The sequence below is a fragment of the Lysobacter antibioticus HS124 genome (assembly GCF_000336385.2).
GTDB lineage: Bacteria > Pseudomonadota > Gammaproteobacteria > Xanthomonadales > Xanthomonadaceae > Lysobacter > Lysobacter firmicutimachus.
Genome location: NZ_HG424543.1, coordinates 1 through 19,602, shown reverse-complemented (window position 1 = coordinate 19,602; position 19,602 = coordinate 1). Strand labels below are relative to the sequence as shown.

Sequence of the window (19,602 nt, the reverse complement as noted above, 5' to 3'; positions counted from 1 at the left end):
CAGCGGCGCGGCAGGGCGACGACGGTGGCGCCGGCTGCGGCGCCGGCGAGGCGGACCGGTTCGGCCGCGGCCAGCGTCGGCGGCAGCATCGCAGCGGACGGCAGCACCGGCGCGGGGGCCGCGTGCGAGGAATGCGGGAACGCGATCGGCCGTGTCGGTGCGTTGCCGCCGCGGCACTTGAGCACGCGCAACTGGCGCGGCGCGGCATCGATGGCGATGCGCAGCGCCGCCGGCGAGGCATTGCGCGCCGCGCCCGCGTCGCGCATCGCGAAGCCCAGGCATTGCCCGGTTTCGGCGGCGACCTGCAACCGGCGCAGGGCGCGGTCGTCGGCGCGTTGCGGCCAGCACAGCACCGCCGCGCAGGCGCCCGAACGCAGGCATTGTTCGGCAGCCCACAAGGCCTCGCGCGCGCCGACGCGCACCCATTGCAGGCGCGACATCACCACGCCGGCGTCGCGCCAGGCCGGCGCGTACGGCAGCAGCGGCGGATCGACCAGCACGATCATGCGCGCGGCCTGCGCCGGCTGGGGCTGGGACAGGCGCGCCAGGGCCGGCCACAGCAACTCCAGCTCGCCGACCCCGGGCATCGGCAACAGCAGCTCGCTGAGCGCCGCATCGGGCCAACCACCGCTGGGCAGGGCGGCGTCGAGTTCGGCCAGGCCGGTGGGCTGGACCGAAGCGGCGCGCTGCGTCGGCTGACCGCGCCACAAGCGGCGCGAGTCGATCAAGCCGTCGAGGGCGACCAGCTTGCCCATCGGCCTCAGCCCCCGCGCACCAGGCCGCAGTACAGGCCTTCGATGGCGAAGTCGGCGTCGGCCGGGACCCGGATCGGCGCGTAGTCGGGATTGCGCGGCAACAGCGCGATGCCGTCGGCGCCGATGCTCAGGCGCTTGATGGTGATTTCCTCGCCGATGCGCGCGACCACGACCTGGCCGTGACGCGCCTCGGAGGTGCGGTGCACCGCGACCAGATCGCCGTCGAAGATGCCGTCCTCGCGCATCGAGTCGCCGCGCACGCGCAGCAAATAGTCCGGGCGCGGCGAGAACAGGCTGCGGTCGACCAGCACATGACGCTCGACCTCGGCATCGGCGCCGATCGGCGCGCCCGCGGCGACCCGACCGAGCAGGGGCAGGGTGTCGCGCGGCGGCGCCTCGGCGAGATGGATATCGTGGCGATCGAAGTCGGCGCCGATCCGACCTGCCTCGGCCAGCCCGGCGGGCAGCAGGCGGATGCCGCGGGCGCGTCCCGGGTGCAGTTCGATCAGGCCCTGCGCCTGCAGCGCCTGCAGGTGGTAGCCGGCGGAGCGGTTCTGGCGGAAGCCGAAACGCGCGCAGATTTCCTGCTGCGACGGCGGCAGGCCGTCGGCGGCGATGCGCTCGTGCAGGTAGGCGAGCAGGGCGCGGCGAAGGTCGGTGAGGCTCATGTACTAATTTTAGTAATAAGTCGGCGTGCCGGTAAGACAGGGCCGGGACGCGGCCGACGGACGGAGGGGTGGAGGGGTGGAGGGGTGGAGGGGACAGCCTGGGCCGCCACCGTCTCGGGGCTTGCGACGCCGGCCCCTGTAGGAGCGGCGTCAGCCGCGACGCGAAATCGCGAAGATCGTGTATCCCCCTGATCTACCGGCCTTCGGCGGCAGGTGGCCCGGCGCCTGGGGGCGCGGCTGACGCCGCTCCTGCAAAAGCAGGCTCCGCGCCGACGAGCGGGCATTGACGGTCTTCCATTGCTTCGTTAATTTCTGTCTAAACAGAAATAAGCGAAGGCCGCCATGTCCCTCAGCCCCCTGCAAGAACGCTTCATTCTCCATTGGGGCGAGATGGGCAGCCGCTGGGGGGTCAACCGCACCGTGGCCCAGATCCACGCCCTGCTGTTCCTGTCCGAGCGCGCGATCACCGCCGACGAGATCTGCGAGACCCTCAACCTGGCGCGCTCCAACGTCAGCACCAGCCTGCGCGAGCTGCAGTCCTGGAACCTGGCGCGGGTGGTGCACGTGCTCGGCGACCGCCGCGATCACTTCGAGACCTACAAGGACGTGTGGGACATCTTCCGCGCGGTGGTGCAGGAGCGGCGCCGGCGCGAGATCGAACCGACCCTGACCATGCTGCGCAGCGCCGTGCTCGACGGCGACAACGCCGCGGTGCCGCCGGACCAGAGCGACCCGCGCGACCGCGCGACCCTGGCGCGCATGCGAGAGGTGCTGGAGTTCATGGAGACCGGCACCAGCTGGATCGACGAGATGAACCGGCTCGACCCCAAGACCCTGATCAAGCTGCTGAAGATGGGCGCGCGCATCCAGCAGTTCGTGCGCGGTGCGGCCAAGCCGCTGCCCGAACCGCAGGCGCAGGGCGGCGGCGTGCTGTTCGACGACGAAGGCGAGGCCGCGGCGGCGCAGGCCGACGCCGCGCCGCCGCGCGAGCGTCCGTCCTGAGTCGCCCCCTTTTTTGTCCATCAATTTCTGTAATTACCGAAATGACTGTAGGAGTAGACAATGAGCAAGGATTCCGTTCCGCGTCCGGTCCGGCCCCGGTCCCAACCCTGGCAAGTCGTCGCTTTGTACGACCGTGCCTGCCCGCTGTGCCGCACCGAAATGCATCGGCTCAAGGCGCGCGATCGCCGCGACCGGCTGTGCCTGGTCGACATCGCCGCGGCCGACTTCGACCCCGCCGCCTGGGGCTTCGAACTCGAAGCGCTGCGCAACGCCCTGCACGTGCGCTGCGCCGACGGCCAGTGGCGGATCGGCGTGCCCGGCATCGCCGAGGCCTACCGCGCGGTCGGCCTGGGTTGGCTGACCTGGCCGCTGCGCGTGCCCGGCGCCGGCCGCATGGCCGCGCGCGCCTACCGCTGGATCGCGCCGAACCGGCATCGCGTCTCGCGCTGGCTGGGTTATCGCGAGGCCGGCGGCGAACCGGCGCCGCGCTGCGACGACGGCCATTGCCCGGTGCATTACTGAGGACGCGGTCATGGACCTGCACACGCTGTTTCTGAGTCTGTTGCTGCTGCAGATCGCGATGGGCGCGCTGGACACCGTCGCCCATCACGAGCTGATGGAAAAACTCGCCAACCGGCGCAGCGCCGCGCTGGAACTGAAACTGCATGCGGCGCGCGGGCTGGTCTACGGCCTGCTGTTCCTGGTGTTCGCCTGGCTGCGCCCACAGGGACTGTGGCTGGCGGCGGTGTGGGCGCTGGTGCTGGTCGAAGTCGGCATCACCCTGTGGGACTTCGTGGTCGAAGACGCGACCCGGCTGCTGCCCAACACCGAACGCGTGCTGCATACGGTGCTGGCGGTCAACGGCGGCGCGATGTTCGCGGTCTATGCCCTGGCCACGCGCGGCGACTGGACGCTGCCGAGCGCGCTGACGCCGGTCGCGCACGGCGGGATGTCCTGGGCCTTGAGCGCGGCCGCGCTCGGCATCGGCCTGAGCGCGCTGCGCGACGGCCTGGCCGCGCGCGCGAATGCGGCCGAACCGCCGCCGCGGCCGTTGCTCGCCGAGCATCCGCAGCAGCATTTCCTGATCAGCGGCGGCACCGGCTTCATCGGCACCGCGTTGGTCGAAGGCCTGCTCGCCGGCGGTCATCGCATCACCGTGCTCAGCCGCGACCCGCGCCGCGCCGCCTTGCGTTTCGGCGGCCGCGCGCGCTGCATCGCCGACACCGCCGAACTGCGCGACGACGAGGCCGTCGACGTGGTCGTGAACCTGGCCGGCGCGCCGGTGGTCGGCCCGCGCTGGAGCGCTGCGCGCAAGCGCGCCTTGCTCGCCAGCCGGGTCGGCACGACGCGCGCGTTGCGCGCCTGGTGCGAACGCGCGCAGCGCCGACCGGCGTTGTGGCTGCAGGCCAGCGCGATCGGCGTGTACGGCGCGCAGGCGCGCAGCGGCCCGGAACGGCGCGCGCCCGAAGCGGTGGCCGGCGATTTCGCCAGCGAACTGTGCGTGGCCTGGGAGCGTGCCGCCGCGCCGATCGCCGAGCAGGGCATGCGCATGGCGACCCTGCGCCTGGGGCTGGTGCTGGGCCGCAGCGGCGGCATGCTGCCGATGCTGTCGCTGAGCGCGGCGCTGGGCTGCGCGGCCACGCTCGGCCATGGCCGGCAGTGGTTCGCCTGGATCCATCTCGACGACGTGCTGGCCTTCGTCGAAGACGCGGTGCGCCATCCCGGCGTGCGCGGCGCCTACAACCTGGTCGCGCCGAACGGCTGCACCCAGGCCGAATTCACCCGCGCTTTGGCGCGCGCGCATCGCCGGCCGGCGTGGCTGCGCATGCCGGCTTGGCCGCTGCGCGCCGCGCTCGGCGAGATGGCGACCATGCTGCTCGACGGCCCGCAGGTCGAACCGCAGCGCCTGCTCGATCAGCGTCATCGTTTCGTACATGCCGGCCTGGACAGCGCGCTCGCCGTCCACGCACGCGCACCGCGTTTTTCTAGTGAGGGTGGCGAACACCCGGGGGAGTTCCATGGAACGGTCGAACACGGCCCGGCCGGCGCCGGCCGCTTGCGTTGAACCGGCGTTGGCCGGGCTCGGCGGCGAAAGCGCCGCCACCGCCGCGGCGCCGCGCCTGCCGGCTGCCGCGCACGATCTGGCCGCGCTGCTGCGCGCCGCGTTGGGTCCGCGCTGGGCGCTGCTGCATCCGCATATCCGCGCGCGGTTCGCCCTGGCGCCGGACGAGAGCCAGGCCGAGTACTTCGGCACCATGCACCAGGTGCGCTGCACTTGGCTGGGCGGCTTGTTCGCGCGCCTGATCCGCTACGCGCGGGTGCTGCCGCACCACAACGCCGAACGGGTGCCGTTCCGCTTCGACGTGCAGCCCTTGCGCGAGGGCCTGGGCTGGCTGAAGACCCGCACCTACCACTTCGCCGACGAGGTGTTCAGCTTCCGCTCGCGCATGAGCCTGGGCCGCGACGGGGTGCTGCTGGAGCGGTTCGGCGGCGGCCTGGGCATGCGGGTGCGGCTGGAAGTGCTGCCCAACCGGCTGGTGTTCGTCGACGACGGCTATTTCCTGCATTGGCGCGGCTACCGCCTGCCGCTGCCGCGTCCGCTTTGGCCGGGCCGCTTCGTTCTCGTGCATAGGGATCTGGATGCGACCCGCTTCGAAGTCAGCATCGACGTGGCGCATCCGTGGTTCGGGCCCTTGTTCCACCAGGACGGAACGTTCGAGCGCACGGAGAGCGTGCGGGGCTGAAACGGCGGCAGGGAATCCGCCGGACAGGGGGGCAGGGAAGCGGCGACAGGGAACGTGAGGCAGGGCCAGGGACGGCCGAGGCGAAAGCGCCAACGAGGCGGGGCAGCGCTCCGGATTTTCGGGAGGCCGGCCGCGCGGGTGCGACGGCGGCGACGGATGCGGCGAAACCCGCCTGTTTCTGTCCTCCGCGAAATCCGCCTGGTCTCATCCCCGCGTGGGCGGGGGCAGGGTTTCATCCAGGCCGCGCTGCGAAGCCTCCAGGCACGATGGCGAGCCTCGCGATGCCCGTCGTCGCGTGGCAGGGCCGCCGCGGGAATCGTTGTGCGATGCAGGCGTCTACGGTGCGCGAAACAGCACGTTGTAATGAAACCGCCGCCCCGCCGTCGCGCGCAGCTTCTTCGCGTCGCGATGCTCGGGATTGATCAGCGCGTTGTATTCCTCCGGCACGATCACCGACGGCACCAGCAGGATCGCCGAGGCCTGGCTGCTCAGCCACTGCGCGCCGACGCGCACGCTGGCCTGGCCGGCCGGTACCGCGTCCCAGCCGCCGGGAAGGTCTTGCGGCGTCAACTGCACGCGCGCCTTCCACACCGCGGCCGGCACGTCGATCCAGACCACATGCCGGTTCAACGGCAGACCATGAGCGTCGACATAGGCGGCGGTTTCCAGCGCGGCCAGCGCCAGCGAGGTCGCGGTGTAGAGCACGCGCTGGCCGTCGTCGTTCCAGCGCCCCGGGTACTTGGCCGCGCCCGCGCCGCTCATGTCGTCGGCGCGGTAAGCGCGGGTTTCGGTGGCGATGCGCCAGAGTTTCATCGGCCGTGCCCCGTCCTTGCGGCGGCGCGGCGCGTCACTGGTAGGCCCCGCTTTCGAGCGAGCCGAGCAGGCGCGCGACCACGTCGAAACCGCTGGGCGTGTCCAGCAGGTCGGCCGGACGGCGGCCGCCCAGGGCCGGCTGCGGCTGCTCGATCCAACGCCCCAGCCAGCGCGCCAGATCGAATTCGCCGGCCTGGGCCGACACGCTGGCGTCGACGATCGACTGCGCGATCACCATCAGCCGCAACAGGCCCAGCGCGGCCTGGCCGCCGGCGCCGGCGATGCGCGCCTGCTGCGCGGCCTTGCTTTCCGCGGTGGCCTTGGCGATGCCGAGAATGTTGAACATGCGCACCGCCGGCAACTCCATGCTCGCGGCCAGGTCCTTGATGACCTGCGCCGGCACGCCTTCGCGCTCGACCGCGACGCGCTGCAAAGGCGTGGCGGTGCGCAGGTAGCTGACATAGCCCTTGAGCGTCGCCGGCCCGATCTCGGGCGTGGGGTCCTTCAGCGACGGCGTGCGCTTGCGTGCCGGGTAGGGCGCGTCGCGCAGATTGAGCGGGCTTTCGCGTAGCGTGGCCTTGCCCCGTTCCAGGGACTTGAGCGGCGGCTTGGCCGGCGAGGGCTTCTTGGCGGCTTTGGTCATGGGGTAGGAGTATTTCGTCTGGATTTGGACAGACGTTAGCACAAAATTAGACGTATTGCCCAGTTTGGCCGGGTGCGTCCGACGGCCGTCGCGGCGACACGGTCTTGCCGCGGCCGGTGCTAAGTTCGCTCTCCGATCCCGAATCCCGAATCCCGAATCCGGAAGTCGAACCGATGGGTCCAGCGAAGCCGCGCCCCGCCCCTCGCGCCCCCGCCGCCGGCACGCCGCTCGTACCGCCGCCGGGCGCGCCGATGTCCGCCGGCGAGTATCAGCGCCTGGCCGCCGAGCAGGCCGCGCTCAAGCGCGAACTCAGCCGCGTGTACGCCGAAGCCTGCGGCGGCAAACCCCGCGTCCCGCGCTGAACCGCGCCGCCGCGGTCAATAGGACCTGTGGCCGATGCCCCCTGCCGGCACCCCCGGCAGACTGCGTCGGCCGCTCCCACGAAACGGGCGGTCTCGGCCGGCGAGCCGCCGGCGCCCACGCCTCGACGCCGCGCACCGCCATGACCGCCGTTCCCGAACGCCTGCGCATCAGCACCGATCCGGCCGACATCGACGTCGGTTTCGTCCACGAATTCCTGTCCACCCGTAGCGGCTGGGCGCAGGGCATACCGCGCGACACCGTGGAGCGGTCGATCGCCCATTCGCTGTGCTTCGCCGGCCGGATCGGCGCCGAACAAGTCGCGTTCGCACGGGTGATTTCCGACTACGCCACCTTCGCCAACCTGGTCGACGTATTTGTGCTGCCGCAGTACCGCGCTTGCGGCTACGGCAAGGCGCTGATGCAGGCGGTGCTGGCGCATCCGCAGTTGCAGGGCCTGCGCCGCTTCACCCTGGCCACGGCCGATGCGCACGGCCTGTACGCCCGGTTCGGCTTCGCCGCTCCGCGCTATCCGCACACATTGATGGAACGGTACGCGCCGGATATCTACCGTGCCGGTTGAGCCGAACGCAGCCCCTGAGACGTCGCCGCACTACACTGGCCGCGAGCCGACAGGGGGCTCGAGCGCCGCGCCGCGGCCCGGCGTATTCGGGGCCGCACCGGCCACGGCCGGCAAAGCCGATGCGGTCCGATCGCCGCCGCCGCCGCGCGGCGGCCGTCTCCACGCCGCCGACATCCCCTTCGTGCTGAACTCGCCATTTGCGGTTGCTATGCTTCGCGCCGGTCGTCGGCCCGAGGGGGCGCCGTCGTCTTCAATGCAGTAGGTAAGGAGTCGTCATGAATTGCCGCTCACGCATCCTGATCGCCGGTCTCGGCCTGGCCTTGATCGCTGCGCTGCCGGCCCAGGCCCAGCGCCAGCGCGGCGGCGGCAAAGCCAATGCCGACCGCGCGGTCTACGACGCGGCGATCGAGCGCGCCTCGCGCGTCTGCCCCGACCACAGCGCCGAGCGCACCGGCGCCGGCGTGCGCTCGATCCCCGCCAGCGCCCTGCGTATGATCGAACAACGCGATTTCGTGCTTTGCCCCGACCTGCGCCTGGACACCCAGACCCCGGTGGTCTGGTACGGCCGCCAGGGCGTGTTCGCCTGGAACCCGCAAGCCCGCGGCGCGGTCAAGCTGCTCGCGACCAAGGCCGGCGCCTACGCCCGCGACAACTCCTTCCCCAAGGAAACCGTGGTCTGGAAGCCCAGCGGCAAGGAGGCCGAGGGCGCGCTGGTGCCGACGTTCCGCGGTCGGCTGGTGCGCTGAGACAATGATCGCGCGCGGCCGGGCTTGCATCGGCCCACATCGGCTGCGGCCGCCGGCGCAGCGTTGGCAACTCGTGAGCCGTTCGGGCTTACCCGTCACTGTGCCTCGGCCCCGTTGGTGTTCGGCCACCGTCTGTGGAAATCGTTCCACAAGATTTCCTCAGTGCAACCCGGCCCACCCATCACGGTCAGGGTTCGACTGTTCGGGTCCATATAGATGAGCCAAGGCCCATGTGGCATGTCGGGGGCCGTCGTACCTACCACCACCTTGGGCGTTTGGTAGGCGCGTTCGTACTCACCGATGACTTCGCCGAGCAAGTGAAAGAATCCAACACCGTCTTGCATCAGTGCCTCGAACTCAGGCCAGCTAACGATGCGTTCGCAGTCGTGCCGGCGCCGCACATGGATTCCCTCTGGGCTCAGTGCATAGTCGGCATGGGCGAATCCGTTCCGAACATCCGCGTCGAAGGCGTCGCGGAACACCTCGGCCAGTTCGGGCAATCCTTGATCGTATGCCTCCTCGGCCAAAAAACCCATGACCTTGTTGGCGTTCGGCGCAATGGTCTGTCCCGTCTTTCTGTGGCGCTTCACCAGTTCGGCAAACGGTTCCAGGTTGTAGTACTCACCCCTGCGTACCAGCAACATGCACATAGGTACACCCCAAAGGCCGGCCGCTTCCGCCGTGTGGCAATACAGCGCTAATGCGACACGACAGTGAATTCCTTGCCCCTTGTGCTGCCCCGCTTGTAAGAACCCGAGATACTCCCTAAAGGCGCGTTGGGCATCTATGGCTGACGTCAGAGTGTAGGCCTTGAACTCCGGGGAGAGTGAAAGGGCAAAGTTAAGCTCGTCCTTTCGGCGCGCCTCCTCAAATAGCTGGTCCAGTGCGTGTCGTGCCTTCGTTAGGAAAGGGCTTGTCGGCGCCTCCTCGTGATCATCAACGCCCATCATGGCTGCCTCCTTGTGTGCCAACACTATGGGGGAAGCCCTTGGACGACAACGGAGAAACCGGGTCTGCCAGCGTATGCGTCATGCGGGCGGCAAGCTTGCGGGATTGTGGCTTGGCCTGCTCAAGTGAGGGCGCAACCTCGGCAGAGCAAGCCGGCGCCGCACAACATCATGCATTTAATGAATTGACGACTGAGAACGATGGTAACTATCCGCAACTTCGAGCCGTGGATAACGTCGGTTTATTTAGACTTATGTCTGGAGTCGGTTTTGCATTCGGGTCCCGCCGGAGGCCTAAGTGGACAGAGGTGCACTGACCACAGACTTTGACATCTGAAAGTCTGCGGGCGCGCAACTACGGAGCAGCGCGCAGGAACCCTATGTGGTTGACGGAGTTAACGTCGGCGGTGAATCGACCGGAATTTGATATTCGCGCGATGTCGAACAGCAGCAAGTGGCCGCCGACGATGTCTTGAATACTGGACAGACGATACCTTTCGAGAATCGCGGGGATATGGCTTTCGTGAATGGCGATGCGGAAGGCGCTGTTACTTAGGCCAAAATTCGCATAGTAGGAGCTTCCGAGCGCCCAGTAAGTCAATCGAGGAACAACGCCCCAGAATCCATGCCAAGTGGCCGTATGGCGATCTGGGTCGGCTTGTTCGAAGCGTACGAATGCTGTGTGAACCGGAAGCTCGGTTTGATTTGGGTCGGGAAGACGTATCGGGAGTGCGCTCGTCTTGAACGACGGCCAGCCGACAAGTTGCTCTAAGAGTCTTTGTGGTCCCCGGATAATATTGGGGGATTGTCGCGTCCTTGATCCACCTCCTTGGGTCCGCTGTCCCTCGTCAGTCTCGGAGGCTGACGGCTCGGCTTCCGACGGCTCCGTCTGTTCCGTCCGTATGTGCACGACGAGTGTTTTCCGGCGCTCCTCCCAATGGGCCACAGTGCTGTCGCCGTCTTCGCTTTCCCATGGGTCCGAATAGTCGCGAGTGATGTCGCAATTCGCGCCATGTGGACGACTGGCGAAGTGAGCGGACCTAGCACGTCGTCCGCCGCCTGGCGGCGTGCCCCGTCTGTAAAAGGCCGGCTCACCGCAGTAGGGGCAGGTCAAATGTCCTCGTAGGACGGCCCTGTCAGCTTCCGAAAACTGTGAGAGCTGTGTAGCGGTGTAGTCGCGATCGTCAATCGCGCAACGTGCGGTTTGCATCCATTCCCCCGTTCTGGACACCTGGCATCAAGTGTCAAGAGGGATCGAGCAAACGTCAAACCGCCACGCGACGGCTCGAACGCTTCATCCGTACTGCGATCCGTATACCCAAGAATTCAGGGTTCGACAAAAAGAAAAACCCCTGATAAATCAGGGGTTTGTATTGGTGGAGGTGGGCGGAATCGAACCGCCGTCCGAAGGCACTCCATCCCCGGCACTACATGCTTAGCGCTCCGTTGGATCTCGTCCCGGGACAGCACGGCGCGCAAAGCGCATCCAAGGACCAGCCTGCTAGAGGTTGACCCGGAGCTGGCAGGCGGCGGCTCCGGGCGATTCCGTGATAGTGACCCTACGCTGCGAGCACGGACACAAGCAGTTTCGGGGCTTACGCCTTAAGCGGCGAGAGCGTAGTTGTCGTCGTTGGCAACTAGAAGTTTGCAGCTGGATTTACGAGGAAAGCTACCCCCTCGGCATGCGCCAAGCGATTTCGCGACCCCCGTCGAAGCCAGTGCACCCCCGGGGACAGCCAAACTGCGCTGACGTGTTCAGTATAGGGCCTGGCGGCGCGTTCTCAAGCACCGCTTTAGCGGTCGGCGGCCGGGGTTCAGCCGCGGCGCCGGCTCAGTTGCCGTCCAGCAGCTCGATCAGGGCGCGGCGCTTCTTGCGCGAGAGCTTGCGCATCAGGCCCATCAGGCGCAGTTCGTCGGGGTCGCTGTATTTGGCGGCGTTCTCGCGCACCGACAGCGATTTGCCTTCGATGGTGCCGCGGCCGGTGGCCAGCCATTCGAAGCTGACGTGCTGCTGCACGGCGATCTGCAGCATGCGTTCGAGCTCGGGCAGGGCCAGGCCGACCAGCCATTTGCGGGCGGTCTCGCGGCTGACGTCGTAATAGGCGGACAGGGCGCCGGTGCGGGCCCGGCCCTTGGCGAATCCGGAAAAATCCAGGGCCTGGTGCAGCCGGTTGGCGAATTCTTGGTGGGGCGCGTTGGTCATGAGGTCTCGCCGGAGCATCCTGCAGGGCTAAACGTGGGCGCCGGCCGTCCCGGGCCGCCGGCCCAGGGAGGATAGCGCAACTCATTGTTGCGTACCCCTTCGCCAAAACATCACTCTTTGCGGTCGTTGAAAAGAGCAATTTGTGGTGGTAAGTTGGCCTGGCATGGATGCAAGGCCGGAGATCAGGACATGGACTCGAAAGGCAAGATCGCGTCGCGCGGCGGTTCCGGGCAGGCAAGGCGGCGAGCCGCTCGCGCTGCGGATGCGCCGGCGTTGCCGCGTTCGGCGGCGCGCGAACCCAATCCCATCGAACGTTACATCGCCTGCTTCGTCACCGCGCGCGCGGCGGCGGAGGCGGCCGGCGTGTCGACCGCGATGCTGCGGCGCATGCGCGGGCGCGGCTTCGTTTCGACCCGGGCGCGCGCGCTGCTGATGGCGCAGGCCTGCGACTTCCGCATCGCCGCGGCCGAACTGTTGGCCTTGCCGGCGCAGGTGCCGTGATGGGGCCCCGGTGGTGGCGGCGGGCGTGGGTGCGGGTCGCGCGCGAGGCTTGGCGGTTGCGGGCGGGGCGCCGGCCGGCCGGGGCGCCGGCGGGGCGGATCGGCCTGGCCCGGCGCGCCGATCGCAACGGCCAGGCGTTGTTGGACCTGGCCGACGAGATCGACCGTTTTCTGGCCTGCCAACAGTTGGACGGGCGGCCGGTGGCCTTGCAACGGCACTGGCCGCGGGTATGCCGGCAGGTCGCTGCCGATCACCTGGAGTGCATCAACCGGCTGATGCTGGCGGGCGTCTGGGACGACGAAAACGCGGCGCCGGGCAAGGATTGAACGCGCCGCGGCCGGCGTGAGTGCGGTGCACACGAGCGGGCGGGTATGCTTGATCGGATGACGACGAGCGATCCGGCCGAGCACGCCCCTTCCGCGTCCGACGACGATGCCGAGCTGGCAGGGTTGATGCCGCGGCGCGGCTACCTGCTGGCGCTGGGCGTGCTGATCGGTTCGTTGATCCTGGTGTTCACCGCCTGGCGCATCGCCCGCGACCGCGAGCTGCGCTCGGCTCAGGCCGAGTTCGTCGGGCGCACGGTGCAGGTGACCGAGCTGATCCAGCAGCGGCTGGTCAATTACGAACTGGTCGCGCGCGGCGGCGTGTCGCTGTTCGCCTCGGTGCAGCGGCCGACCGCGGAGCAATGGCGCGCCTACGTCGACGGCATGAACATGCAGCGCCGGTTCCCGGCGACGCTGGGGCTGGGGTTCGCCGGCTACGTGCCGCAACGCCTGCTGGTGCAGTTGCAGAACGAGTGGCGCGACGCCGGCTACGGCCTGCTGACGGTGCGTCCGCAGGGCGTGCGCGAGGTCTATGCGCCGGTGCTGTTCCTGGAGCCCAAGACCCCGGCCAACGTCGCGGCGATCGGCTACGACATCCACTCCGAAGCGGTCCGGCGCGAGGCGATGATCGCGGCGATGGACAGCGGCCAGGCGCGGCTGTCGGGCAAGATCCACCTGATCCAGGACGGCCCTCAGCCGCTGTCGACCGGCTTGTTGCTGACGCTGCCGGTCTATCTGGGCGGCGGCCGGCCGCAAAGCGAATCGCTGCGCCGGGCCGAGATGCAGGGCTGGGTGTACGTGCCGTTCCGGATGGAGCGTTTCGTCCAGACCACGCTGGGCGGCAGCCACGACGACATGTTGTTCCGGATCTACGACCGCAGCGGCGGGCGCGACACGCTGTTGTACGAGGCGCCGGGCATGAAGGGGCAGGCCGCGGCGTTCGTGCACCGGGTCAGCTTCGACATCTACGGCCGCAGCTGGCGGATCGACTACCAGTCGGCGCCGGTGGAGCAGGCGGTGCCGCGCCTGGCCGGGTTGCGCAACATGTTCGCGCTGGGGCTGTTCTCTTCGCTGCTGCTGTACGGCATCGCCTTGATGCTGGCGCGCACCGAGTCGCGCGCGCGCAACATCGCCGTGCGCATGACCGAGGATTTCCGCCGCAGCGAGGCGCGCTTCCGCAGCGCCATGCAGTATTCGGCGATCGGCAAGGCCTTGCTCGACAGCGAGGGCCGGATCGTCGACGCCAACCCGTCGCTGGCGGGCATCGTCGGCACCGGCATCGGGCAGCTGCGCGGGCGGCGTTTCGAGGAACTGCTGGAGCATGACGACGGCGACGAGGGCGACGGCCGCACCGACGAGGACGGCGTGCACCGCGCGACCCGGCGCCTGCACCGCGAGCACGGCGTCGCGCGCCAGGTGCAGCTGACCTATTCGCCGGTGCCGGGCAACGTCGGCCAGGACATCGCCGGCCTGGTCCAGGTCGAGGACGTGACCGAGCGCCTGCGCGCCGAGGCGCGCGTGCACGCGCTCAACCGCACCCTGGAGGCGCGCGTGGCCCTGCGCACGCGCGAGCTGAGCCAGGCCAACCAGGAGCTGGAAGCGTTCGCGTACAGCGTCTCGCACGACTTGCGCGCGCCGCTGCGGGCGATCGACGGCTTCAGCCGCATCCTCGGCGAGAAGTACGCCGACCGGCTCGACGCGCCCGGCCGCGACTACCTGGGCCGGGTGCGCAAGGCGGCCGCGCGCATGGGCGATCTGATCGACGCCTTGTTGAAGATGTCGCGCTTGTCGCGCGGCGAGCTCAAGCACGAGAGCGTCGACCTGAGCCGGGTGGCGGCGGAGGTGATCGACGAGCTGCGCGTGGGCGAGCCGCAGCGCGCGGTCGAGGTGAGGATCGACCCGGGCATGCGGGTCACCGGCGACGCTTCGTTGTTGCGCAACCTGCTCGGCAATCTGCTCGGCAATGCCTGGAAGTTCAGCCGCGACCGCGATCCGGCGCGGATCGAGTTCGGCCTGCGCGAGTTGCCCGGCGGCGGGCGCGAGTTCTACCTCAGCGACAACGGCACCGGCTTCCCGCAGGCCTATGTCGACAAGTTGTTCCGGCCGTTCCAGCGCCTGCACAACGTCGAGGATTTCGCCGGCCACGGCATCGGCCTGGCCTCGGTCAAGCGCATCGTCGAGCGCCACGGCGGGTCGATCCGCGCCGAGGGGCGCGAAGGCGAGGGCGCGACGTTCTTCTTCACCTTGCCGCTGGAGGCGCCGCGCGGGGAGTGAGGGGCGGTCGGGCGTGGCGGGCGTCGCGCCGGACGGCGATGGGCCGCGCTTGGATGCGCACTCGACGAGCCGCCCCTACAAGCAGGGGCCGGCTCGGGCATCGATATGGGGTTTCCGCGCGCCCCTGGTCGCGGCTTACGCCGCCCCTGCAGGTGGGAAGCGGGTTCAGGCGTCGCGGTTGTGGCGGCGCATGACCCGCTGCTTCTCGCGCGCCCAGTCGCGTTCCTTGCTGGCTTCGCGCTTGTCGTGGGTCTGCTTGCCCTTGGCCAGGGCGACTTCGATCTTGACCTTGTTGCCCTTCCAGTACAGCGCGGTCGGCACCACGGTGTAGCCGTCGCGCTGGACCCGGCCGATCAGGTTGTCGATTTCGCGCCGGTGCAGCAGCAGCTTGCGGGTGCGGCGCTCCTCGGCGACGACGTGGGTCGAGGCCGAGATCAGCGGGGTGATCTGCGAGCCGATCAGGTAGATCTCGCCGTGCAGGATCACGGCATAGCTTTCGGTGATGTTCGCGCGTCCGGCGCGGATCGACTTGAGCTCCCAGCCCTGCAGGGCCAGGCCGGCCTCGAAGCGTTCTTCCAGGTGGAATTCGTGGCGGGCGCGCTTGTGCAGCGCGATGGTGCCGCCGGCGGCGCCCTTTCCTTTATCCTTGCCGGCCTTGTTGTTGGTGTTTTTAGCCATCCGGCGATTGTCTCCGATCCGGAGGCGGTTTGAGTAGCCGGGCGGGGCGGCGAGGGCCTCCGGAGCCCTGCGGCCGCTCGGCCGGCGATGCTTGCGGCAACGGGCGGCCCGCTTTCGCCGGGTTGAAACCAGCGCTGCGATCCCAATTAGCGAAACACGAATGCCTACCATCCGCCGCTCCGCCTTGGTCGAACACTCCGCCGCGCGCATGTTCGCGCTGGTCAACGACGTGGCCGCCTACCCGCGCCGTTTCGACTGGTGCGAGCAGGCGCAGGTCCTGGAGGCCTCCGAGCAGCACATGGTCGCGCGGCTGGACCTGGGCCTGGGCGCGCTGCGGACCTGGTTCACCACCCGCAATGTCTTGTCGCCGCCGCACCACATCGAGTTGCAGTTGGTCGACGGGCCGTTCCGCAAGCTCGGCGGGCGCTGGGAGTTCCATGCCCTGGACGAGTCGGCCTGCAAGGTCACCCTGACCCTGGAGTTCGAGCCGGCGGTCAAGCTGCTCGGCCCGGCCTTGGCGCTGGGCTTCCAGAGCCTGGCCGACCGCATGGTCGACGATTTCGTGCGGGTCGCCGACCGCGGCGCCGAGCCCGGCACGCCGGTGACCGGAGTCGCGACGACATGAAGGTCGAGCTGGTCCGCGCCTGGCCGCGCCGCCACGAGGCGGTGGCGCTGGAGCTGGCCGAAGGCGCGACCGTGGCCGCGGCGTTGGCGGCGGCCGGCTGGCAGGACGATCCCGAAACGGTCGCCTATGCCGTGTTCGGGGTGCGGGCCACAGCCGACACCGCGCTGCGCGACGGCGACCGGGTCGAGTTGCTGCGGCCCTTGCAGCTCGACCCCAAGGAGGCGCGCCGGCGGCGCGCCGCCGACCGGCCGCTGAAGCCGCCGCCGAAGCAGTAGCGGCGGAGCAGGCGCCTGTCGAAAAAGGGGGGGCGGTCTAAAGCGCGCCTGTCGAAGAGGGCGGCTGTCCAAGAGCAGGCCCGCGAAGGGCGGGGCCTGGAAAGCCGGGGCCGCCGACGCGCCTGCTGCCGGCGCCAGCGTTCGCGGCGGTTCTTCGATCAGTGTGCGAACGGGCGTGCGGGCGAGGGCGGAACGGGCTGTGCGCACCGGCGCAGGCCGGACGGCGCAAACGAAAACGGCCGCCCCGGGGCGGCCGTTCGTGCCTCTGCGGCGGCGCTCTCAGCTGCCGCGGCGGCGCTTCTTGTCCTTTTCCTTGGCCAGGTTGCGGCCGAACTGCTTGACCGAGGCCTTGGCGATCTCTTCGTCCTGCTCGGGGAAGTAGTCGCCTTCCCACTTGGTCAGGGCGTCGTTCTCGAACCACAGGGTCAGGTTCTTGCGCGAGGTATGGCCGAGGCGGTCGACGCGCTGGGTCGAGGTGTAGTCCCAGCGGTTCTGGTGGAACGGGTCTTCGATCGACGGGGTGCCGAGCAGGGTCTGCACCTGCTGCTTGCTCATCCCGGTCTGGAGTTGGTCGACCGCGGTCTTCTCCAGCAGGTTGCCCTGGTAGATCGGCTGCTTGTAGATGATGCCGCAGCCGGCGGTGAGCACGGAAAGCGAGAGGACGAGCAGGAGCTTACGCATCGGGTCGGGGTCTGCGGCAGTCGAAGGCAACGGGGCCGATGATACACTGAAGCCCGCACCCACCAAGGGCGGTTACGGGCGCGCGGCAACCCCTCGCGTTCATCCGCCATTCCGGCCCAGCCAGCCCAGTCCGCTCAACGCGCAGGCGCTTGCGGCCAGGCCCGCCGGTCAATACCCGGGCCCGCGCCGCCGGGCCGCAACGATCGCAAGGAACACCGCCATGGAATCGCAAGACCTGCGCAACGCCGGACTCAAGGTCACTCACCCGCGGATGCGGATCCTGGAGCTGCTGGAGCAGTCCAAGCCGCGCCACATGACCGCCGAAGACATCTATCGGATGCTGCTGGAGAAGGGCGAGGACATCGGCCTGGCCACGGTCTACCGCGTGCTGACCCAGTTCGAATCCGCCGGCCTGGTGCTGAAGCACAATTTCGAGGCCGGCCAGTCGGTCTACGAACTGGACCGCGGCCACCACCACGACCACATGGTCGACATCGACACCGGCAAGATCATCGAGTTCGAAAGCGCCGAGATCGAGGAACTGCAGCGCAAGATCGCGGCCAAGCACGGCTACGAGATCGAGGAGCATTCCTTGGTGTTGTATGTGCGCAAGAAGCGGTGATTGGGGATTGGGGATTCGGGATTCGGGATTGGTTAGAGCGGCTCTGCGCCGTTTGATCGCGCCCCGTTCTTGGCCGTGACGGTCGATTCCAGAAGCCGGTAAACGAAAGGCCCGCTTGATGCGGGCCTTTGTATTTTGGGGTGACGGTGGGGCGAAGTGCCGACGGACGCCAGCGACTCCGCTTTTGCCGATTCCGAACCCCGAATCCCGAATCCCAATCCCGGCCTCACCCCACATCCGCCAGCAAGCGCCGCGCGGCCGCGCGGACTTCCTTGCTGAGTTCGATGCCGCCGAGCATGCGGGCGAGTTCTTCTTCTCGCTGCTTGGCGCCGAGGACGACCACGGCGCTTTGGGTGACGCCTTCGCTGGCGGCCTTGCTGACCCGGTAGTGGGCGTGGCCCTGGGCGGCGACCTGGGCCAGGTGGGTGACGCACAGGACCTGGCGGCCGGCGCCGAGGGTGCGCAGTTTCTGGCCGACGATCTCGGCCACGGCGCCGCCGATGCCGGAGTCGACTTCGTCGAAGACCATGGTCGGCACCGCGTCCAGGCCGAACGCGGCGACTTCGATCGCCAGCGAGATGCGCGAGAGTTCGCCGCCGGAGGCGACCTTGCGCAGCGGCCGGGCCGGTTGGCCGGGGTTGGCTGCGACCATGAATTCGACCCGTTCGCCGCCCTGCGGGTCGGGGCGGTCTTCGTCCAGCGGTTCGACCGCGACGTCGAAGCGGCCGCCGCCCATGCCGAGCTCGCCGATCAGCTCGGTGGTGCGCGCGCCTAGCGAGCGGGCGGCCTCGCGCCGGGCCTGGCCGAGCGCGTCGGCGGCGCGGCGCCAGCCGGCGCGGGCGGCGTCGATTTCGCCGTCGAGGCGGTCCAGGCGTTCGCCGGCGCCGCGCAGTTGTTCCAGTTCGGCGGCGAGGCCGTCGCGGGTCGCGGCCAGCCGCTCCGGCGCGACCCGGTGCTTGCGCGCCAGCTCGTGCAGCCGGCCCATCTTGTGTTCGATCTGTTCGAACTCCGACGGGTCCAGGTCGAGGTCGTCGCGGACCCGGTCGAGCAGGGACACCGCTTCGTCGATCTGGATCGCGGCCTGGTCGAGCATGGTCTCGACCTCGCCCAGGCGCGGTTCGTGCTCGCTCATGCGCTGCAGTTCGCCGCGCACCTGCTGCAGGGTGCGGGTCAGCGACGGGCCTTCCTCGCCGCCGAGGCGGGCGAAGGCGCTTTCGCAGGCGGCGATCAGGCCGGCGGCGTGGGCGTGGCGGCGGTGATCGGCGAGCAGCTTGGCCAGCGCGTCGGGTTCCAGCGCCTCGCGCTCGAGTTCGGCGTACTGGTGCTCGAGCCAGCCGATGCGGTCGCTGACGTCGCCCTGGGCCAGCAGGGTCTCGCGCTCGCGCAGCAGCGCGCTCCAGGCGCGCGCGGCGCGCTCGACCGGTTCGCGCTGGGCTTCGCAGCGGCCGTAGGCGTCGAGCAGGCCGAGCTGGCTGGCCTTGGACATCAGCGCCTGATGCTCGTGCTGGCCGTGGATCTCCACCAGGTGCGCGGCGAGCTCGCCGAGCTGGCCCAGGGTGACCGGGCGGCCGTTGATCCAGGCCCGCGAGCCGCCGTCGGCGCGGATCACCCGGCGGATCTGGCACACCGCGACGTCGCCGTCGCCGGTTTCGTCGAGTTCGTTGTCGCGCAGCCACTGCGCGGCTTGCGGCGCGTCGTCGAGGGTGAAGTCGGCGACCAGTTCGGCGCGGTCGGCGCCGTGGCGGACCACGCCGCTGTCGGCGCGCAGCCCCGACAGCAGGCCGAGCGCGTCGACCAGCAGCGACTTGCCGGCGCCGGTCTCGCCGGAAATGACGGTGAGCCCCGGACCGAAGCTGAGTTCGGCGGCGCTGACGACGGCGAATTGCTTGAGCGAGAGATGGGCGAGCATGCGGCGGCGATTGTGCCCTGACGGCCGGCGGCCTGGGAATGGGAGACGGTCAGCGGCGCAGGGTAGGGGAAGGGGGGCTCACTGGGTGAGATTGGGATTGGGGATTGGGGATTCGGGATTGGCAAAAGCGAAGGCTGTTGTAGAGATCCCGGCTTCCCTCCCTGGAACAACAGCCGTCGCGGCGAGACCGCTTTTGCCAATCCCGAATCCCCAATCCCGAATCCCCAATCCCGAATCCCCAATCCCGAAT

General features: G+C 69.2%; 20 protein-coding genes, 1 other RNA gene and 1 pseudogene. 12 read left to right on the top strand and 10 right to left on the bottom strand.

Annotated features, from left to right (window positions below; all coding sequences use genetic code 11):
* Nucleotides 1-143 precede the first annotated feature (143 nt).
* Nucleotides 144-755 (bottom strand): annotated as a pseudogene (gene imuA, locus TX83_RS17430) (translesion DNA synthesis-associated protein ImuA); the annotation flags it as partial.
* Nucleotides 756-760: 5 nt separating this feature from the next.
* Nucleotides 761-1,423 carry a transcriptional repressor LexA gene (gene lexA / locus TX83_RS17425; RefSeq protein ID WP_064749248.1) on the bottom strand — a complete coding sequence of 221 codons (663 nt, stop codon included), beginning with the start codon at nucleotides 1,421-1,423 and terminating at the stop codon, nucleotides 761-763.
* A 342-nt stretch (nucleotides 1,424-1,765) separates the two neighbouring features.
* Here lexA and TX83_RS17420 point away from each other — a divergent pair, with 342 nt between their 5' ends.
* Genes TX83_RS17420 through TX83_RS17405 form a run of 4 tightly spaced genes read left to right on the top strand, consistent with a single transcriptional unit; the run spans nucleotide 1,766 to nucleotide 5,169 of the window.
* Nucleotides 1,766-2,425: a GbsR/MarR family transcriptional regulator gene (locus tag TX83_RS17420; protein ID WP_075575226.1), complete on the top strand. Its 660-nt coding sequence runs from the start codon at nucleotides 1,766-1,768 to the stop codon at nucleotides 2,423-2,425.
* Nucleotides 2,426-2,485: 60 nt separating this feature from the next.
* A complete protein-coding gene (locus tag TX83_RS17415; RefSeq protein ID WP_064749247.1) occupies nucleotides 2,486-2,947 on the top strand; it encodes a thiol-disulfide oxidoreductase DCC family protein in 462 nt (153 codons plus the stop codon).
* 10 nt (nucleotides 2,948-2,957) lie between these two features.
* Entirely contained in the window at nucleotides 2,958-4,490 is a 1,533-nt protein-coding gene (locus TX83_RS17410; RefSeq protein WP_064749246.1) for a TIGR01777 family oxidoreductase, read from the top strand.
* Nucleotides 4,444-5,169, top strand: coding sequence for a DUF4166 domain-containing protein (locus tag TX83_RS17405; protein ID WP_064749245.1), 726 nt, complete (start codon nucleotides 4,444-4,446; stop codon nucleotides 5,167-5,169). The genes TX83_RS17410 and TX83_RS17405 overlap by 47 nt, the downstream gene beginning before the upstream one ends.
* A gap of 336 nt (nucleotides 5,170-5,505) precedes the next feature.
* Here the strand turns inward: TX83_RS17405 and TX83_RS17400 are convergent, their stop codons facing one another.
* Together TX83_RS17400 and TX83_RS17395 are read right to left on the bottom strand one after the other, a co-directional pair.
* Nucleotides 5,506-5,982, bottom strand: a complete 477-nt coding sequence (locus TX83_RS17400) for an RES family NAD+ phosphorylase (protein WP_064749244.1) — start codon at nucleotides 5,980-5,982, stop codon at nucleotides 5,506-5,508.
* Nucleotides 5,983-6,016: 34 nt separating this feature from the next.
* Nucleotides 6,017-6,625 carry an antitoxin Xre/MbcA/ParS toxin-binding domain-containing protein gene (locus TX83_RS17395; RefSeq protein WP_064749243.1) on the bottom strand — a complete coding sequence of 203 codons (609 nt, stop codon included), beginning with the start codon at nucleotides 6,623-6,625 and terminating at the stop codon, nucleotides 6,017-6,019.
* A gap of 502 nt (nucleotides 6,626-7,127) precedes the next feature.
* Here TX83_RS17395 and TX83_RS17385 point away from each other — a divergent pair.
* Both TX83_RS17385 and TX83_RS17380 read left to right on the top strand, forming a co-directional pair.
* The gene (locus TX83_RS17385; RefSeq protein WP_064749241.1) at nucleotides 7,128-7,568 is read left to right on the top strand and encodes a GNAT family N-acetyltransferase; all 441 of its coding nucleotides are present in this window, start codon (nucleotides 7,128-7,130) and stop codon (nucleotides 7,566-7,568) included.
* 275 nt (nucleotides 7,569-7,843) lie between these two features.
* Nucleotides 7,844-8,314: a hypothetical protein gene (locus tag TX83_RS17380; protein ID WP_064749240.1), complete on the top strand. Its 471-nt coding sequence runs from the start codon at nucleotides 7,844-7,846 to the stop codon at nucleotides 8,312-8,314.
* A gap of 95 nt (nucleotides 8,315-8,409) precedes the next feature.
* Here TX83_RS17380 and TX83_RS17375 read toward each other — a convergent pair whose 3' ends face one another.
* The 3 genes from TX83_RS17375 to TX83_RS17360 all read right to left on the bottom strand — a co-directional run bounded on the left by TX83_RS17375 (nucleotide 8,410) and on the right by TX83_RS17360 (nucleotide 11,464).
* Complete coding sequence (locus TX83_RS17375) at nucleotides 8,410-9,264, bottom strand: hypothetical protein (RefSeq protein ID WP_064749239.1); 855 nt, start codon at nucleotides 9,262-9,264, stop codon at nucleotides 8,410-8,412.
* Between the two features lie 1,371 nt (nucleotides 9,265-10,635).
* Nucleotides 10,636-10,989: a transfer-messenger RNA gene (gene ssrA, locus TX83_RS17365) on the bottom strand.
* 103 nt (nucleotides 10,990-11,092) lie between these two features.
* A complete protein-coding gene (locus TX83_RS17360; RefSeq protein WP_031373591.1) occupies nucleotides 11,093-11,464 on the bottom strand; it encodes a helix-turn-helix domain-containing protein in 372 nt (123 codons plus the stop codon).
* Between the two features lie 84 nt (nucleotides 11,465-11,548).
* Here TX83_RS17360 and TX83_RS22905 point away from each other — a divergent pair, with 84 nt between their 5' ends.
* From TX83_RS22905 to TX83_RS17345, 3 genes are read left to right on the top strand one after another with little or no spacing between them, the layout of a single operon-like run.
* Nucleotides 11,549-11,965, top strand: coding sequence for a hypothetical protein (locus tag TX83_RS22905; protein ID WP_141233552.1), 417 nt, complete (start codon nucleotides 11,549-11,551; stop codon nucleotides 11,963-11,965).
* On the top strand, nucleotides 11,962-12,291 hold the full coding sequence (locus TX83_RS17350) for a hypothetical protein (RefSeq protein ID WP_141233551.1): 330 nt from the start codon (nucleotides 11,962-11,964) through the stop codon (nucleotides 12,289-12,291). The genes TX83_RS22905 and TX83_RS17350 overlap by 4 nt, the downstream gene beginning before the upstream one ends.
* Before the next feature lie 57 nt (nucleotides 12,292-12,348).
* Nucleotides 12,349-14,562, top strand: a complete 2,214-nt coding sequence (locus TX83_RS17345) for a CHASE domain-containing protein (RefSeq protein ID WP_064749236.1) — start codon at nucleotides 12,349-12,351, stop codon at nucleotides 14,560-14,562.
* 165 nt (nucleotides 14,563-14,727) lie between these two features.
* Here the strand turns inward: TX83_RS17345 and smpB are convergent, their stop codons facing one another.
* Nucleotides 14,728-15,240 carry an SsrA-binding protein SmpB gene (smpB, locus tag TX83_RS17340; protein WP_064749235.1) on the bottom strand — a complete coding sequence of 171 codons (513 nt, stop codon included), beginning with the start codon at nucleotides 15,238-15,240 and terminating at the stop codon, nucleotides 14,728-14,730.
* A gap of 160 nt (nucleotides 15,241-15,400) precedes the next feature.
* Here smpB and TX83_RS17335 point away from each other — a divergent pair, with 160 nt between their 5' ends.
* Together TX83_RS17335 and TX83_RS17330 are read left to right on the top strand one after the other, a co-directional pair.
* Nucleotides 15,401-15,865 (top strand): type II toxin-antitoxin system RatA family toxin, encoded by a 465-nt coding sequence (locus TX83_RS17335; RefSeq protein WP_064749234.1) that lies wholly within the window; start codon nucleotides 15,401-15,403, stop codon nucleotides 15,863-15,865.
* Nucleotides 15,862-16,140 (top strand): RnfH family protein, encoded by a 279-nt coding sequence (locus TX83_RS17330; protein WP_064749233.1) that lies wholly within the window; start codon nucleotides 15,862-15,864, stop codon nucleotides 16,138-16,140. Before TX83_RS17335 ends, TX83_RS17330 begins: the two co-directional genes overlap by 4 nt.
* A 279-nt stretch (nucleotides 16,141-16,419) precedes the next feature.
* Here TX83_RS17330 and TX83_RS17325 read toward each other — a convergent pair whose 3' ends face one another.
* Complete coding sequence (locus TX83_RS17325) at nucleotides 16,420-16,821, bottom strand: outer membrane protein assembly factor BamE (RefSeq protein WP_064749232.1); 402 nt, start codon at nucleotides 16,819-16,821, stop codon at nucleotides 16,420-16,422.
* Between the two features lie 220 nt (nucleotides 16,822-17,041).
* On the opposite strand from TX83_RS17325, the gene fur reads away from it, so the two are divergent.
* Nucleotides 17,042-17,443 (top strand): ferric iron uptake transcriptional regulator, encoded by a 402-nt coding sequence (gene fur / locus TX83_RS17320; protein WP_064749231.1) that lies wholly within the window; start codon nucleotides 17,042-17,044, stop codon nucleotides 17,441-17,443.
* A 226-nt stretch (nucleotides 17,444-17,669) separates the two neighbouring features.
* On the opposite strand, the gene recN is transcribed toward fur, so the two are convergent.
* Nucleotides 17,670-19,352 carry a DNA repair protein RecN gene (gene recN, locus TX83_RS17315; protein ID WP_064749230.1) on the bottom strand — a complete coding sequence of 561 codons (1,683 nt, stop codon included), beginning with the start codon at nucleotides 19,350-19,352 and terminating at the stop codon, nucleotides 17,670-17,672.
* Nucleotides 19,353-19,602: the final 250 nt, after the last annotated feature.